A 15,409-nucleotide genomic window follows, 5' to 3' on the forward strand; every position below is an offset into this window, starting at 1 on the left:
TTCAAACCGCTTCAATGCACCGTGCAGACCATGCATGGATCGAAGGATCGCACGATGTGTTGCACCGACAACGGTGTGCGCTCATCGTCCAGCACCGGCGCGCCGACCAGTGCCTGTTCCAGCGGACCCGGAGTCCCAGCCAGATCGCGGGGTGAGAAGTTCCAGGTGGTAGGGGCGATGATCTGATAGCCGGCGATGCGGCCATGCTCCACCCGCACCCAGTGGCCGAGCGCGCCACGCGCCGCTTCGGTCAGGCCGGCGGCCTGGGCACTGTCGGGCATCTCGGCCACCATGCACCAGGGGCCGGCGATATCGATGGCACGCAGCCAGCCTTCCATGGCACAGGTCGTGCGGGCAAGTTCCAGCAGGCGGGCGATGACCCGGCTGCGCACCGATCCGCCGTCCTGTGCCACCAGCGCGCGGACCAGCGGATGGCCGTCCACCAGTTGCCGGGCAATGGCGCCGGTCTCGTAGGGCAGGCCAGCCAGTCGCGGCGCCTTGCACCAGCTGTAGCCGTCCTCGTCCGTTCCATCCGGCACCGTCGAACCGGCGAAGGGTGGGTGTGGACGGTCCTGCCCGGCCATGCGGCTGAACCGGTGATGCTCCGCCACCTGCGCCGCATCGAAAGGAGCGGCGGTTCCACCGGCAATGGTGCCGCGGCGGTAGAGGTGCCCGCCCTCTGCGTCCGGATAGGCGCCGTGGGTGAGAAAGCGGCCATAGGCGCGGCCGAGATCGGCGAGGCCAAGGTCCTCGGCAATCTCCAGGAAAAGGCGGAAATCGCCGTCAGGGCCGTATAGGCGCCAACGTTCCAGATCCTCCGGTGCGGCAAGTGTCAGCACGCGCTCCAGGGGCGCACCGAACAGGCTGTTCTCCAGGAAGCGGCGGAAGGAGCCGACGGTGGCGAGCAGCCGCACCCGGTCACGGGCATCCACCGCACGGGTGACGCCACCAGGCTGGATGGTCAGCGTGTGCGGCCACTTGCCGCCAAGGATGCCCAGCACATGGAACAGTTCGGCCCGCGCTGCCCCGGCACCGCGCACCGCAGCTCCCTGCACTGCCTTGAAACGCTCCTCCGTCCTGCAGAACCAGGGACGGCCGGCATAGGCCGGGCGGGCGAAATCAGGCATGAAGAACAGGTGGAAGTGGGTCAGATGATCGGCGACATTCTCGGTCGCCGTCATCAGATTGGTCGCCAGCACCCCGTTGCGCGGGGATTCCACCCCCATAACACCCGCCAGAGCCAATGCCGCCGCATGGCTCTGCGAAACCGAACAGATACCGCAGATGCGTGGCGCCACCACCAGTGCATCGAGCGGGTCACGCCCCTCCAGAATCCGCTCGAAGCCGCGGAATAACGGCGCGTTGACATAGGCTGCCGAAACGGCTCCGCCGCTCACCTCGAGCCGGATTTCGAGATCGCCTTCCACCCGGTTGAAGGGGCCGACGATCAGGCGGCGCCGCCCTCGGCTTTCCTGCTTGTCCCCGCTCACTGCTTCAGCCTTTCCGGGTGGGACGGACGGAGGGCGGCACGACGATCCGGTCGGCGGCGGCATTGCGGCGCACCCGCTCCGGTGTCGCCGCCTTGGCAAGCGAAGCCAGGGCGACGAACCATGCCTTGGGCATGTCTGTCGGCAGGCCGATGGGGATGCCTGCGAATTTCGGCGTCTGCTGGAATGGATGCCCCGGTTCCTCAAAGCCCGGTGCAGTGCAGTTGATGCAGGCATAGCCGCCACGGGTGCAGGATCCCTCGCCGTTCCACAGGCGGGTATTGCAGTCTGCATGCGCCTGGGTGCCGAGGCAGCCCATATGCTCCATCAGGCAGCCGAGGTCCGACGGCTTTTCCGCACTCGCCTTGTATTCATAATACTCGTTGCGCGGGCAGCCATGATGGACCAGATGGTCGGCATAGAAACGCGGGCGCCGGAGGGCGTCCAATCCATCCTCCGCCAGCGCTTCCTCGGCCAGCAGCATCAATGTCTCGGTCACCCAGTTCGGATGGGTCGGACAGCCGGCGACGTTGACCACCGGCAGGCCGCCACGGCTGCGGAAATCGCCGTCCAGGGCGCCACCGCTCTGCGTTCCCTCATATTGCAGGCCACAGGCATCGGCAATGTTCTCGCCCGCCGCCGTGATGCCGCCATAGGCCGCGCAAGTACCGACCGCCACCACTGTGCGGGCGACAGCGGCCAGGTCGCGCACCCAATCGATGGTCGGGCGTCCGGTGCCGGCCAGCAGATGGAAGCGACCGGTGCCGTCAGGGCCGCGCAGCAGCGATCCTTCGACGCACAGCACGTCGAGGGGCTCGTCCCCCGACAGGACGCGTTCGAACAGCTCCACCACCTCCGCGCCGGTTTCCTCCGACAGGCTCGGATGCCACAGCAGCCGGATGCCGGTCGTCTCGAACAATGTCGCCAGATCGGGAGATTCGGCGCAGAGCAGAGACATGGTGCAGCCGCCGCAGCCGCCCGATTGCAGCCAGAGCACCGACAATGGGCGTTCTCTTCCCGCAAAATTCATTGCGCGGCTCCCTCTCTGCAGCCGGCGGCCGGCAGGATCAGCGTGAACAAGGCGCCGCCGCCGGGATGGTTGACCGCAGTAAGGGCGCCACCATGATCATGCACCAGCTGATAGCTGATCGAAAGACCGAGCCCGGTCCCCTTGCCGACCGGCTTGGTCGTGAAGAACGGGTCGAAGATCCGGCCCAGGATCGCATCGGGAATACCGTGTCCGCTGTCGCGGATGGTGACGACGATCCGTCCATCCTCCTCCCGGCCATGCAATTCCAGCCTTTTGCTTGGCGCACCGGCCATTGCGTCGATGGCATTCTGGACGAGGTTCATCGCGACCTGATGCAGATGCCCGGGATGGCCGGCAATCTCCAGCGCCTCGGGCAGATCGAAGACCACGGTCAGATCCGGCATCTGCGCCCTCGCGACCCAGGTCACGGCGGAACGCAGAAGCGCCGTCATGTCGAAGCGCTCCGAGGCGTGTTTTTGTTCCGATGAAAAGCGGCGCAGTTCCGCCACGATATCACGCACCCGCTCGGTTCCCTCCAGCATGCCGTCCAGCGTCGCCGTCACGTCGGCCCGGGCACGGTCAATGCGCAGATCCTTGCGCGAAACCGCCAGGTCGGCAGCGCTGGCCCCATCATGGACGCGGTCGAGATAGGCGGTCATCCGGTCGACATACCGGCGCATGGCGTGGGCGTTGCCGTAAACGAAGGAAATCGGGTTGTTCAACTCGTGCGCCACCCCGGCGACCAGCCGGCCGAGCGACGCCATCTTCTCCGAATGCACGAGCTGCTGCTGGGTCTGCTTCAGCCCCTCATGCGCGGCGGCGAGGTCGCGGTAGGCGCGCCGCAGTTCGCCGATCGGCCGACCGACCAGCACCAGCCCGATGGCATGGCCGCGCTGGTCGTAGCGTACCGTGCTGTTCACCGCGACGGGGAAGGGACCGGTCGGCCCGCGCAGCGACAACTCCACATCGCTCCCTCCCTCCCGGCGAAGGGCAGCGCTGCACAGCCGGGCGAAGGCGGCGTGCGAGGCCTGATCGAGAAAATCACGCAGCGGCCGGCCGGTAAGATCCCGCCCCGTGCAGGCCAGCGCGCGTTCGGCCGCCGGGTTGGTCTGCTCGATCCTGCCATCGCGGTCGCAGGCGATCAACACGTCGGTCATCGACTCCAACACGCTGGCAATGAAGGCCTGCGCCTCCTCGAGCTCCGCGTTCTTGCGCTCAAGCTCGACCTGCTGCGCCACGAGATTGGCGTAGGTCTCGTCCATCTTCCGGATCACCTCGATCCAAGCGCTCTCGGCGTCGGCATCGGTCAGCATGCCGGGGATGGAAAAGGGCTGCGACAGGGGGGCGGTCATGGTGCGCAGCCTAGCATGCCGGGCCACAGTCTACGTGGAGGATTTCTGGCCGTGGCCACAAGCGGCCCGCCACGATGCCCCTTTGGATCAGCTCATCTGCGACCAGAGCGCGGCAAGTCCGCTCAACACCAGGAAATAAAGCGCAAAGTCGAACAGCGGCGGGTGCCAGAACAAGCCATAGGCTCCTGTTGCCCGCAAGCCCCGCCGCAATAGCGCCGACAGCGCCCAGGCCAGTATGGCCATGATCAATAGCGGCGGAAGGAACAGCCCATAGATATCGATGTCAACCATCATGCACGCACTCTTTGAAGTGGAACCATTTCGTTCGGAGGCCGCAGGTTCCCGAGGACGGCATCCGGGAACAGGCTGCGCCGCAGCGATGCCAGCGCCACCGCCGCGCGGTCGCGCTCAGGGCAGGGTAGGGCGGCGCCGATGGCCGAAAGCAGATCGTCCATGCTCTCAAGAAGCTCCGCTGGTGCAGGATCGGGCCGCTTGGCCGACAAGGCGCGGAAATGTCCGGCAACGCCCCGCAGTATCCGCTCCAGCGCCGGCCCGGCCTCCTGGCCAAGGGTCGGGCGGACCCGTTGCAGTTCCACCACGTTCAGCCCGACACGCAGGTCCCGCACCGCGTCGATGGCGTCGACATCCACCGACCCGGTCGCCTGCGCCAACCGGACGGACAGCAGGCCGACACGATCCAGCATCCGGCTTTCGAAGCCATCGGCCGACGGCACACTGCGATCCTTTGCACTCACCGCCGCAAGATCGGCGATCTCGCGCCACCCCGCATGCAGCAGGCGCCGGGCACTCCAGGCCGCGCCGACCGACCGGCACATCCGGGTGACCAGCATCGCGGTGACGATGCCGACGATCTGCCCGGTGCTGCTGTTCAGGAAGGACGCGAAATCGCCATTGCCGGTGTCGAGCAGGCTGAGCGAGCCACCGACGCCGAAGATCAGCGCCATCGCCTTGCCCATGACCGCCGGACGGGCCACAAACACGCCCAGCGTCAACAGTGTCGGCGCCAAACACAGCACCAGCATCGGAAAGCTGTCGAAAGAGGGCAGCACCACCAGCAGATAGAAGGCCGACAGCGGCAGGGAGGCCAACGTATAGACCAGGAACAGCCGTATGCCCGGGACTGGATCGTCAAAGGAGGCAAAGAAGCAGGTGAAGACCGCCACCATCATCGCCGCCGCCGAGCCGGACGACCAGCCGGTCAGGATCCAGAAACCGCCGACAATCGTGATCCCCAGCACCGCCGCCGCCGCTGACCACAATGCCATGCCGCGATCGACATGGAACACGCCACGAGATCGCTTGCGCGCCAGCGGATCGAGACGGTCGGGCAGGGAACGGTTTCCCGATGCGACGTGCGCTCGAAGCTCCCGGCAGTCGCGATGAATTTCGACCAATGCGCGCAGGCGATGGATAAGGCTGAAGCGGGTCGCGCCCCTCCAACCGTCGGCCAAGTCCGGCCCCTCGTCCGCCGCGAGCCGGTCGAGCCGGTCGATCAGTCGCCCGGCCTCGGTGGATTGGGCAGCGGCTCCGGCAACGATCCAGTTCCGTACCTCCTCCAACACCGTCGCCAGGCCGTCGGAAAGCCGTCCATCGGAACCGGAATGGGGCGACATCGTACCGTCGGGACGGCCCAGCGCGTTCAACCGGTCCTGCACCGCCGTCAGCACTGGCAGGAGATAGGCCATGCGGTCCTGCAAAGCTCGCATCGGTCGCGTCATCCAGCGCAGATCGGAGGTGTCATAGGGCAGGTGGGTGGTCATCACCCGCAGTTCGGTCAAGTCCGTCGCCATCTTGTGGCGGTCGCGCAAACGGGCATCGGCGCCTGCCCCGTCCAGTGCGTCCAGGGTCCAGCGTTCCGCATCGCGGAGCGCCGCATCCAAGCGGGTGAGCAGCACCGGCCCCAGCCCGCGCGGCAGCACGACGCTGTGCACCACCGTGGCACAGACGATGCCCAGGATGATTTCCTCCACCCGCGCCAGTCCAGTGTCGAAGATCGCCTCCGGATTTGCGACACCGGGGAAGACGATCAGGCCGGCGGTGTAGCCGGCGAGCATGAAAGTGTAGCTGCGCGGTGTTCGGTCCAGCAGCGAGATGAACAGGCAACCGCCAACCCAAAGAGCCACCGCCAAAGTCAGAAGTTCGGGCGCGTTGATCAGTTCGACCGTCAATACAAGGGAGACGATGCAGCCGATCACCGTGCCTACGACGCGGAAGACCGCTTTCGACCGCACCGTCCCCGACAGCGGGCTCGACACGACATAGGCCGTCAGCATAGCCCAGAAAGGCCGCGGCAATCCCATGCCGAACGCGATGTAGAGCGCCAGCATGGAGGCTGCGAAGGACTTCAGCGAGAAGAGCAGTTCATCGAATGTGGGAGCTTTCGGCATTTGAAAACACACTCACCGCGCGTCCGGCCGGCCCGGCAGCGCGGCCACCTTGGGCGACCGGTCGGGTGCACCCACCACAGTGACGGTGGCCGTGCGGCCGGCGACGAGTTGGAGCGGGTCCGGCACGTCGTCCAGCGCGATGCGGACGGGAATGCGCTGGGCGAGGCGCACCCAGTTAAAGGTGGGATTGACGTTGGCGACCAGCCCGGTTCCCTCCGCCCGGTCGCGGTCGACGATGGCGCGGGTGATGCTATCGACATGGCCGCGCAGTTCGGCAGCCGAGCCCATGATCCGCACCGAGACGGGAGCGCCGACCTGGATGCGCGGCAGCTTCGTCTCCTCGAAATAGCCCATGACATAGAAGGAATGACGGTCGATCAGCGCCACCACCGCCTGACCGGCGGCGACATAGTTGCCGGCCTTCAGTTGCAGGTTGGTGACATAGCCGTCGACGGTCGCCTTCACCTCGGTCCGCTCCAAATTGAAACGGGCGAGGTCGAGAGCCGCTTCAGCCTGCCGGGTGGCGGCCACCGCCTTGGCCAGCGCCGACATCACCTCCTGCCGCTGGGCCATGGAAACGACGTTGTTGCCAAGTTGCTCGTACCGATGCGCCTCGGCACCGCGATAGGACAACTCGGCCTTGGCGCTGTCCAGGTTGGCCTCGGCCTGCTCCACCGCCAGCCGGTAGCGCCCGGGATCGACGGCGAACAGCACGTCACCTTTTCGGACCGACTGGTTGTCGGCGATGCGGACATCGGTCACCAGTCCGGCAACGTCGGGCGACACCTGGACGATGTCGGCCCGCACCCGGCCGTCTCGGGTCCAAGGCTCATTCATGTAATAGTCCCACAACCACAGGCCGCCGCCGACCGCCGCCGCGGTCACCAGCAAGGTCATGGCGATCCGGGCGACCGCCCGGAAGGAAGGCAGGAGTTTCACAGTCTTGGTTCCTCAGTCACCGCATCGGTCCGAACAGCGGCGCCGCACATCCACACGCGGCGCTGTCCGGACTGCATCGCGGTCAGGTCTGTTCACGCTTGGCATTGGCCTCGATCATGGCGAGGACGCGATGGCAGGCTTCCACGTCGGCCTCTGTCACATCGGCCATCAGCCGCCGCCGGATGTCGTTCAGCGCCTTGTTCACCTGTGCCAACAGGTGACGGCCGGCATCGGTCATGTGCAGGGTTTTCGCCCGGCGGTCGCCAGGGTTCTCCCGTCGTTCCAGCAGGCCTGCTGCTTCCAAACCATCGAGCAACCGCACGAGCGAGGGCCCCTCGACCGCCATCTCGTCGGCGAGTTCCCGCTGTCGCATCCCATCGCCGAGTTCGGCCAACAGCATCAGCGGCGCGATGGCCGATGTGGAAAATCCACTATCTGCCAATACCTTGTTCGCTGCTCGCCGCCAGAGATGGGAGGCGCGGAACAAGTGAAGGCCGAAGTTGGGAGGAATGTTCAGAAACTTATCATGTAGCATTCCTATTTAATAGGTTTCCTATTGAAATTTGGCAAGAAGCCAAAGACGCATAGGGGGCGCAGGCTATCTGCATAACTGAATTGAATCAGTGTCATATGGCAGGGTCATATTTTTCCATAATTATAGTTATGCGTTTTATATCTGCCGCATAGTGCGTGTCCTAACTCAGCACCAAGCCACTGACACGTCTATCCGGTGGAAACATTGGTCAATGGATCGATAAGTAATGCGGTCATCGTACACGCGCAGTGTGCCCGAAGGACCCGGCCTTTGGATGGATGTCGGATGGATGTCTGTCGGTCGGGAGCACGTCGGAAGACTGCTGAAGCCTGACAATCAAGCACATGCTGAGCTGTTATGATAAAGACACCTCCGGCAATGACAACCGGAAGCGCCTGCGATGATCACGACCGGATTTGACCTATGCCTACCATTTCGATCTCCGGCAATGCATCACCAATCGAGGGGCATGCGGTCATGACCAATTCCACGACACTTGAAGCGGTACTCGTCGGCAAGGCTGTGCCTTTCAGGCTTCCGGACACGGTCAGCGCCATAGACAAGCAGCCGGTGGAACGCCCGGTATCGGTCGGACCGACCGGGCTGACGGGTGACGAGCAGGGCGACCGGCGCCATCACGGAGGGCCGGACAAGGCGGTTCACCACTATCCCTTCGACCATTACCCGGCATGGCGCAGCGACCTGCCCTTCCCAACCGCATCGACCGAACTGCTGGATGCACCGGGAGCCTTCGGTGAGAATCTGGCTACGCTGGGACTGACCGAGGAGTCGGTCTGCGTCGGCGACATCTTCCGGATCGGGACGGCCACGCTTCAGGTCAGCCAGGCCCGGCAGCCTTGTTGGAAGCTGAACCACCGATTCGGCGTGAAGGACATGGCCCGGCGGGTCCAGGCCACCGGCCGCACCGGCTGGTATTACCGGGTGCTCGAACCTGGCATGGTGGCCATGGGCGACAACATCACGCTTCTCGACTGTCCCCTGCCCGACTGGACTCTGGCCCGCATCCTGCGCGCCTTCTATCAGGATACACACGATATCCGAACGCTGATCGGGATATCGGTGCTGGAACCGCTGGCCATGGGCTGGCGGGAGTTGGCCAGGCGGCGTGTCGAAAGCGGCAAGGTGGAGGATTGGACGGCCCGGCTGGGCGAGTAGGCGACGGCGCGAATGGACGTCATACGTCTGTCACGCAGCTGCTGTAGCGTTGCGCGCGGGCGCGGGGTCGTGCCGACGCTGCAATAAGGGAAGTTCCCGTGTACGACATGTCCGTATCGAACGCCAACCCGCTCTCGGCCCCGGCCGGTGAGGCCCTCTCCTTCTCGCCCTGCAGTTCGTCGGTGCGCATCCGCTCCTCTGTGGAGGAGGACGTGCCGACGATGCTGGACATCTACAGCCACCATATCCAACGGGGACTCGGCCCGTTCGACATCGAGCCTCCCCATCCCGAAGAGTTGAAGCGCCGCCGCAAGGCGATGCTGAAGCGGCGATTGCCGCATCTGGTCGCCGATCTCGGTGGGCAGGTGGTCGGCTACGCCTTTGCCGCCCCCTTCCGCAAGAGGCCGGCATATCGCTACACCGCCGAACATTCGATCTACGTCCACAAGGACCATCTCGGCCACGGCATCGGCCGACTTCTGCTGCCAGCGCTGATCGATGCCTGCACCGCCGCCGGCTGCCGCCAAATGATCGCAGTGGTCGACAGCGCCAACGGACCATCGCTTCGCCTGCATGAATCCTTCGGCTTCGTGCAAGCCGGAGTGCTGCGCAGTGTCGGGTTCAAGTTCGGCCGTTGGACCGACAGCGTCTTCCTCCAGCGTGCCCTGGGGGCGGCCGACCGCGAGCCTCCGCACGACCACCGCGCCGCCCAGCCGCTGGCAGAATAGTCATCCTTGCCCATCGCCGGGCTTCCGTCTTTCCCTTTGAACCTCCTTCCGCCTCTACCGGAGACCCTTCGCATGGATTTTTTCCGCCGCTTCAACTTCCTGGTCTGCGCCCCCGCCTTCGAGGTGGACGAACTGGAGGGTATGCGGCTTCAGCAGATCCTTTCGGAAGTCGAGCGGATGGGCTTCGAAGTCGTGCGTGCTCGCCGGGTCGAGGATGCCGAACTGGCGATCCGCACCGACGCCGCCATCGGCTGCATGATCGTCGACTGGGGCAAGCGCGGGGCCGACGGCAAGCAGGCCTCGCTGATCGCCTTCGCCCGCCAGCGCGGGCTGGAGATGCCGATCATCCTGCTGGTCCGCCGCCAGCGGCTGGAGAACATCCCGGTGGATGTTCTCAACCAGGTGGACGGCTACATCTTCCTGGCAGAGGAAACCCCTGAGTTCATCGCCAAGAACCTGGTCAGCCGGCTGAAACAATATGCCGATACGCTGAAGACTCCCTTCTTCGGCGCGCTGGTCGATTATGCCGAGGAAGGCAACCAGCTTTGGACCTGTCCCGGCCACAATGGCGGCATCTTTTACAGCCGCAGCCCGATCGGCCGCATCTTCGTCGAGCATCTGGGCGAGGCCGTGTTCCGCGACGACATCGACAATTCGGTGCTGGAGATGGGCGACCTGCTGGTCCATGAAGGGCCGGCGCTGCAGGCGCAGAAGGAGGCTGCCCGCATCTTCGGGGCGGAGCGTACTTATTTCGTGCTGAACGGCACGTCCGCTTCCAACAAGATCGTGCTGTCGGCGCTGGTGGCCGAGGACGACCTCGTCCTGTTCGACCGCAACAACCACAAGGCGGCCCACCATGGCAGCCTGTTCCTTGGCGGCGGCATCCCGATCTTCCTGGAGACGGAGCGCAACGCCCACGGGCTGATCGGCCCCATCGACCCGCAGGCGCTGGACGAGGAGGTGATCCGCGAGCGCATCCGCCGCAACCCGCTGGTCAAGGATCCTGATGCCTGGAAGCGCGAACGCCCCTTCCGCGCGGCGGTGATCCAGCAATGCAGTTATGACGGTACCATCTACAACGCGCAGATGATGCTGGAGAGGATCGGCAAGCTCTGCGATTATATCCTGTTCGACGAGGCCTGGGCCGGATTCCTTAAGTTCCATCCGCTGTTCAAGGGCCATTTTGCCATGGGGCTGGAGGGGCTGCATGACGGCCATCCCGGCATCATCGCCACCCAGTCGACCCACAAGCAGCTGGCCAGCTTCTCCCAGGCTTCGCAGATTCATGTGAAGGACAACCACATCAAGGGCCAGCGCCGCCGGGTCGAGCATCGCCGCTTCAACGAAACCTTCCTGCTGCATGCCTCGACCTCGCCCTTCTATCCGCTGTTCGCCTCGCTGGACGTTGGCGCGCAGATGATGAAGGGCCGGTCGGGCGAGGTGCTGTGGGATGACACCATCCGGTTGGGCATCGAGCTGCGCAAGAAGATCCGGGCCATCCGCCGCGAGTTCGAGGAACGCGAGACCGACCCGGCCAAGCGCTGGTTCTTCGACCCCTTCGTCCCCGACCGCGTCATCCGCAACGGTGCGGAGACTGCGTGGGAGGAAGTGCCGACCGACGAGTTGGCGACCGATGTCCGCCATTGGGAATTCGCCCCAGGCGCAGACTGGCACGGCTTCCAGCATGTGGAGCCGGGCTATGCCATGACCGATCCCAACAAGCTGACGCTGCTGACCCCAGGCTTCGACCGTCACAGCGGCGCCTATGGCAACCATGGCATCCCGGCTCCGGTGGTGGCTCAGTATCTGCGCGAAAACCGGATCGTCCCGGAAAAGAACGACCTGAATTCGCTGCTGTTCCTGCTGACACCGGGCGTGGAATCGAGCAAGGCCGGCACCTTGCTGAGCGGTCTGGTCGCCTTCAAGCGGCTGCACGACGACAACGCCCCGCTGGAGGAGGTCATTCCCGAATTCGTCGCCAAGCGACGCGGCCATTACCTGGGCCGGCGCCTGCGCGATCTGTGCGCGGAGATGCATGCCTTCTACCGCGAGAAGAACACCAGCGCCTTGCAGCGCGCCATCTTCCGGCCGGACCATCTGCCGACCATGGCGATGCCGCCGCGCGAGGCGACACGCCATCTGGTGCGGAACGACGTCGATTACCTGCCGATCGATGAGATTGCCGGCCGGATCGCCACCACGCTTTGGGTGGTCTACCCGCCAGGCATCGCCACCATCGTCCCCGGCGAAAGGCTGGACGCGCGGGCAAAGCCGATGATCGACTATCTGAAAGTGTTCCAGGACAGCGCCAACCGCTTCCCCGGATTCGACAACGAAATCCAGGGGCTTTACCGTGAAACCGACGCCAACGGGGTGGTCCGTTACTTCACCTATGTGGTTCGGGAATAGGATAATAGCAGATCCATATCCGCAATACGTCTTGGGAAAGGGATCGACTTCCCCGGATGTATTGTGGAGTGGTTACGGTATTTGGATATTCTGTTCGGCAGCGACTTTTTCGTACGCTGCCTGAAGCCCGGTGAGCACCGAGGGACCGTTGGCCGGCGCTCCCAGATGCAAGCTGCGCAGTTCATCCATGAAGGCCCCCCACATCGGCGGGCCGCCCTCTTCCAGCAGCTGGGCGCGGATGGCGAGTTCCGGGGTCACCGGCCGATGCCGGCGGCCCCAGGCTCCCATATGGGCAAGCAGCGGCACCAATTGGATCGCCGCCTCGGTCAGGCTGTAGATCGCCTTCTGCCGATGGGCCGGGTCGTCACGCTTCGTCAGCAACCCGGCTTCCATCAGGCGTTTCAGCCGGTCGGCCAGGATGTTCGAGGCGATCCGCTCATGCGAATGGCTCAGCAGCTCGCGGAAATGCCGCCGATTCCCGAACATGATGTCGCGGATGACGATCAGGCTCCAGCGGTCGCCCAGCACTTCCAGCGTCAGATTGATCGGACAGCCCGAACGGTGCCTTTCCTCCATCGCGACCCCCTCGAAAAACCACTTGCAAAATAGGATCGGTCTGGCTCAATGGCAACTGGTTGCAAAGCGCAATCGGACCGCCGTTCCGGTCGGTCGGAAGAATGGGGAGGTGTGGAATGACAAAACTGGTCCTGTCCATGTTCATCAGCCTTGACGGCTACATCGAGGGTGCGGATGGAGAGTTCATTCCGCCGGTCTGGACAGACGATCTGGAACAGCATTGGTCAGGCTACGCAATGCAACATGCTGGGCACCTGCTTTACGGCCGTAGGAATTTCCTCTTCAACAAAGAGTTCTGGAGCGCGGCCGACACCGATCCTGACAGCGTGGCGGCCGGCATCGCCTATAGCGGCACGATGAACCGGCTTCCAAAGACCGTCTTTTCACGCACTCTCTCCGGGGATCCCGGCTGGAACGCGACATTGGTGAAGGATGACATCGCGGGAGCCGTCGCCGGACTGAAGGACAGAATCGCGGGCGACCTCTATCTGTTCGGCGGAGCCGGGATTGCCAACAGCATGATCGCGCTCGATCTGGTTGACGAATACCGGCTGATGGTGACGCCCGGACTGCTCGGTACCGGCAAGCGGCTGTTCGATGACGGACTTCCTCGGCTCGAACTGACGTTGGTCGAGACGAGGCCGCTCGATACCGGTGCGGTCATCCTGCGCTATCGCCGCCGCTGATCGCCTGGCAAGGAGAGGAAACAACCATGTCCTATGTCGATGGATTCATCCTGGCAGTCCCGAAGCAGAAGCTCGACGCCTACAAGGAGATGGCACGCGAGGCGGGAGAGATCTGGATGGAGCATGGCGCGCTCGCCTTCGTCGAATGTGTCGGCGACGATGTGCCCTATGGGGAGTTGACCTCCTTCCCCCGTGCGGTGCAGGCCACGGAGGATGAGATCGTCGTGTTCTCCTGGATCCTCTACAGGTCGCGCGAAGACCGCGACGCGATCAACGCGAAGGTCATGGCCGATCCCCGCATGCCAAAGGACATGACGCAGATGCCGTTCGACGGCAAGCGCATGATCTATGGCGGCTTCCGTCCATTCCTGGAGCTCTGATTCCCGCGGGAGGCCATCCGGATTTCCGAACGCCCCCAGGGAACGCGTTCGGAAATCCGAACGCCCGCGGCTCTGACCAACGATAAAGCGTAATCGGATCAGCTGTTTGATTGTCGGCGCAATGCCGGCCGAAGCTGGCATGGCCGTTGCTCTTCATTGGACGCGTCCCGCGCAGACGGGGCGGACTCAAAAGGGGAGCGAAACGTCCAATGCCTGCTGCAACGCGCACCGAACACGACCTGCTGGGCGACCGCGAGGTTCCGGCCACGGCCTATTACGGGGTCCACACCCTGCGCGCTGTCGAGAATTTCCCGATCACCGGCACGCCGATCTCCCATTACCCCGATCTGGTCCGGGCGCTGGCTGAAATCAAGATGGCCGCCGCGCGCGCCAACCATGAACTCGGCCTGCTGGGCGCCGGGCACGCCGACGCCATCGTGGCGGCCTGCCGCGAAATCCGCGCGGGCAGCCTGCACGACCAGTTCGTCGTCGACGTGATCCAGGGCGGGGCCGGCACCTCGACCAACATGAACGCGAACGAGGTGATCGCCAACCGGGCGCTCGAGATCCTGGGGCATGGGCGCGGCGCCTACGCGCACCTGCACCCGAACGAACATGTCAACATGAGCCAGTCGACCAACGACGTCTATCCGACGGCGCTGAAGCTGGCGACCTACACCGGCATCTTCCGGCTGGTCGAGGCGATGGGCCATCTGCGCGCCGCCTTCCAGCGCAAGGCCGATGAGTTCGGCGACATCCTGAAGATGGGCCGCACCCAGCTACAGGACGCCGTGCCGATGACGCTGGGGCAGGAATTCTCGACCTACGCCGTCATGCTGGCCGAGGATGAGGAGCGGCTGAAGGAGGCCGCCCTGCTGATCCGCGAGATCAACCTGGGCGCCACCGCCATCGGCACCGGCATCAACGCCCATCCAGACTATGCCTCGCTGGTCTGCCGTCGTCTGGCCGAGATCAGCGGCGTGCCGGTCGTCACCGCCCCCAACCTCGTGGAGGCGACACAGGATTGCGGCAGCTTCGTCCAACTGTCGGGCGTGCTGAAGCGGGTGGCGGTGAAGCTGTCCAAGACCTGCAACGATCTGCGCCTGCTGTCCAGCGGCCCGCGCGCCGGCTTCGGCGAGATCAACCTGCCGGCGCGTCAGGCCGGCTCGTCGATCATGCCGGGCAAGGTCAACCCGGTCATCCCCGAGGTGGTCAACCAGATCGCCTTCGAGGTGATCGGCAACGACATGACCGTCACCTTCGCCGCCGAGGCCGGCCAGCTCCAGCTGAACGCCTTCGAACCGGTCATCGCGCACAGCCTGTTCAAGAGCATCACCCACCTGCGCCAGGGCTGCGTCGTGCTGGCCGACCTCTGCGTCGACGGCATCACCGCCAACCGGGAGCATCTGGAGGCCGGCGTGCGCAACTCCATCGGCATCGTCACCGCACTCAATCCCTTCATCGGCTATGCCAACGCCAGCGAGGTGGCCGCCGAGGCCCATCGCACCGGAAAGGGCGTGGCCGAACTGGTGGAGGCCCGCGGCCTGATGACCGCCGCCGCCCTGGCCGAGATTCTGCGGCCGGAGGTGCTGACCCGCCCGCGGCTGCCGACCCCCGCCGGCTGACCGTTCCGCAGCCCGGCCCCGCTCATGGCCCGCAAGGGCCCGAGCCGGGCCGGTTCTCCATCGACCGCAACCCGGCCG

At 64.8% G+C, this 15,409-nt stretch carries 14 protein-coding genes; 6 read left to right on the forward strand and 8 right to left on the reverse strand.

Features of this window, described 5'->3' with window-relative positions; translation table 11 throughout:
- Positions 1 to 11 precede the first annotated feature (11 nt).
- The 7 genes from ABMY26_RS02470 to ABMY26_RS02500 all read right to left on the reverse strand — a co-directional run bounded on the left by ABMY26_RS02470 (position 12) and on the right by ABMY26_RS02500 (position 7,751).
- A complete protein-coding gene (locus tag ABMY26_RS02470) occupies positions 12 to 1,490 on the reverse strand; it encodes a nickel-dependent hydrogenase large subunit (protein ID WP_372394888.1) in 1,479 nt (492 codons plus the stop codon).
- Between the two features lie 4 nt (positions 1,491 to 1,494).
- Positions 1,495 to 2,484: a HupU protein gene (locus ABMY26_RS02475; protein WP_372395113.1), complete on the reverse strand. Its 990-nt coding sequence runs from the start codon at positions 2,482 to 2,484 to the stop codon at positions 1,495 to 1,497.
- A 29-nt stretch (positions 2,485 to 2,513) separates the two neighbouring features.
- Positions 2,514 to 3,869 (reverse strand): ATP-binding protein, encoded by a 1,356-nt coding sequence (locus ABMY26_RS02480; protein ID WP_372394889.1) that lies wholly within the window; start codon positions 3,867 to 3,869, stop codon positions 2,514 to 2,516.
- Between the two features lie 87 nt (positions 3,870 to 3,956).
- Positions 3,957 to 4,163 carry a DUF1656 domain-containing protein gene (locus tag ABMY26_RS02485; protein ID WP_372394890.1) on the reverse strand — a complete coding sequence of 69 codons (207 nt, stop codon included), beginning with the start codon at positions 4,161 to 4,163 and terminating at the stop codon, positions 3,957 to 3,959.
- Complete coding sequence (locus ABMY26_RS02490) at positions 4,160 to 6,277, reverse strand: FUSC family protein (RefSeq protein WP_372394891.1); 2,118 nt, start codon at positions 6,275 to 6,277, stop codon at positions 4,160 to 4,162. The genes ABMY26_RS02485 and ABMY26_RS02490 overlap by 4 nt, the downstream gene beginning before the upstream one ends.
- Before the next feature lie 12 nt (positions 6,278 to 6,289).
- Entirely contained in the window at positions 6,290 to 7,174 is an 885-nt protein-coding gene (locus tag ABMY26_RS02495) for an efflux RND transporter periplasmic adaptor subunit (RefSeq protein ID WP_372395114.1), read from the reverse strand.
- Positions 7,175 to 7,298: 124 nt separating this feature from the next.
- Entirely contained in the window at positions 7,299 to 7,751 is a 453-nt protein-coding gene (locus ABMY26_RS02500; protein ID WP_372394892.1) for a MarR family winged helix-turn-helix transcriptional regulator, read from the reverse strand.
- Positions 7,752 to 8,228: 477 nt separating this feature from the next.
- Here ABMY26_RS02500 and ABMY26_RS02505 point away from each other — a divergent pair, with 477 nt between their 5' ends.
- From ABMY26_RS02505 to ABMY26_RS02515, 3 genes are all read left to right on the forward strand, one after another.
- Entirely contained in the window at positions 8,229 to 8,927 is a 699-nt protein-coding gene (locus ABMY26_RS02505; protein WP_372394893.1) for an MOSC domain-containing protein, read from the forward strand.
- A gap of 107 nt (positions 8,928 to 9,034) precedes the next feature.
- Positions 9,035 to 9,655, forward strand: coding sequence for an N-acetyltransferase family protein (locus ABMY26_RS02510; RefSeq protein WP_372395115.1), 621 nt, complete (start codon positions 9,035 to 9,037; stop codon positions 9,653 to 9,655).
- Positions 9,656 to 9,727: 72 nt separating this feature from the next.
- Positions 9,728 to 12,064 carry an Orn/Lys/Arg decarboxylase N-terminal domain-containing protein gene (locus ABMY26_RS02515; protein ID WP_372394894.1) on the forward strand — a complete coding sequence of 779 codons (2,337 nt, stop codon included), beginning with the start codon at positions 9,728 to 9,730 and terminating at the stop codon, positions 12,062 to 12,064.
- Positions 12,065 to 12,136: 72 nt separating this feature from the next.
- On the opposite strand, the gene ABMY26_RS02520 is transcribed toward ABMY26_RS02515, so the two are convergent.
- Positions 12,137 to 12,640 (reverse strand): winged helix-turn-helix transcriptional regulator, encoded by a 504-nt coding sequence (locus tag ABMY26_RS02520; RefSeq protein ID WP_372394895.1) that lies wholly within the window; start codon positions 12,638 to 12,640, stop codon positions 12,137 to 12,139.
- A gap of 116 nt (positions 12,641 to 12,756) precedes the next feature.
- On the opposite strand from ABMY26_RS02520, the gene ABMY26_RS02525 reads away from it, so the two are divergent.
- The 3 genes from ABMY26_RS02525 to aspA all read left to right on the forward strand — a co-directional run bounded on the left by ABMY26_RS02525 (position 12,757) and on the right by aspA (position 15,331).
- On the forward strand, positions 12,757 to 13,326 hold the full coding sequence (locus ABMY26_RS02525) for a dihydrofolate reductase family protein (RefSeq protein ID WP_372394896.1): 570 nt from the start codon (positions 12,757 to 12,759) through the stop codon (positions 13,324 to 13,326).
- Between the two features lie 26 nt (positions 13,327 to 13,352).
- Positions 13,353 to 13,706 carry a DUF1428 domain-containing protein gene (locus tag ABMY26_RS02530; RefSeq protein WP_372394897.1) on the forward strand — a complete coding sequence of 118 codons (354 nt, stop codon included), beginning with the start codon at positions 13,353 to 13,355 and terminating at the stop codon, positions 13,704 to 13,706.
- 209 nt (positions 13,707 to 13,915) lie between these two features.
- A complete protein-coding gene (gene aspA, locus ABMY26_RS02535; protein ID WP_372394898.1) occupies positions 13,916 to 15,331 on the forward strand; it encodes an aspartate ammonia-lyase in 1,416 nt (471 codons plus the stop codon).
- The last annotated feature ends 78 nt before the right edge of the window (positions 15,332 to 15,409 follow it).

Source organism: Azospirillum sp. HJ39, from assembly GCF_041507355.1.
In the GTDB taxonomy this organism is placed as follows: Bacteria; Pseudomonadota; Alphaproteobacteria; order Azospirillales; family Azospirillaceae; genus Azospirillum; species Azospirillum thiophilum.

What these genes read in the sequence shown, in the direction of transcription:
- ABMY26_RS02485 (WP_372394890.1), bottom strand. Translation starts at nt 4,163, where the DNA reads ATGATGGTTGACATCGATATCTATGGGCTGTTCCTTCCGCCGCTATTG.
- ABMY26_RS02510 (WP_372395115.1), top strand. Translation starts at nt 9,035, where the DNA reads ATGTCCGTATCGAACGCCAACCCGCTCTCGGCCCCGGCCGGTGAGGCC.
- ABMY26_RS02500 (WP_372394892.1), bottom strand. Translation starts at nt 7,751, where the DNA reads ATGCTACATGATAAGTTTCTGAACATTCCTCCCAACTTCGGCCTTCAC.
- ABMY26_RS02505 (WP_372394893.1), top strand. Translation starts at nt 8,229, where the DNA reads ATGACCAATTCCACGACACTTGAAGCGGTACTCGTCGGCAAGGCTGTG.
- ABMY26_RS02490 (WP_372394891.1), bottom strand. Translation starts at nt 6,277, where the DNA reads ATGCCGAAAGCTCCCACATTCGATGAACTGCTCTTCTCGCTGAAGTCC.
- ABMY26_RS02530 (WP_372394897.1), top strand. Translation starts at nt 13,353, where the DNA reads ATGTCCTATGTCGATGGATTCATCCTGGCAGTCCCGAAGCAGAAGCTC.
- ABMY26_RS02520 (WP_372394895.1), bottom strand. Translation starts at nt 12,640, where the DNA reads ATGGAGGAAAGGCACCGTTCGGGCTGTCCGATCAATCTGACGCTGGAA.
- ABMY26_RS02515 (WP_372394894.1), top strand. Translation starts at nt 9,728, where the DNA reads ATGGATTTTTTCCGCCGCTTCAACTTCCTGGTCTGCGCCCCCGCCTTC.
- ABMY26_RS02480 (WP_372394889.1), bottom strand. Translation starts at nt 3,869, where the DNA reads ATGACCGCCCCCCTGTCGCAGCCCTTTTCCATCCCCGGCATGCTGACC.
- aspA (WP_372394898.1), top strand. Translation starts at nt 13,916, where the DNA reads ATGCCTGCTGCAACGCGCACCGAACACGACCTGCTGGGCGACCGCGAG.
- ABMY26_RS02495 (WP_372395114.1), bottom strand. Translation starts at nt 7,174, where the DNA reads ATGACCTTGCTGGTGACCGCGGCGGCGGTCGGCGGCGGCCTGTGGTTG.
- ABMY26_RS02525 (WP_372394896.1), top strand. Translation starts at nt 12,757, where the DNA reads ATGACAAAACTGGTCCTGTCCATGTTCATCAGCCTTGACGGCTACATC.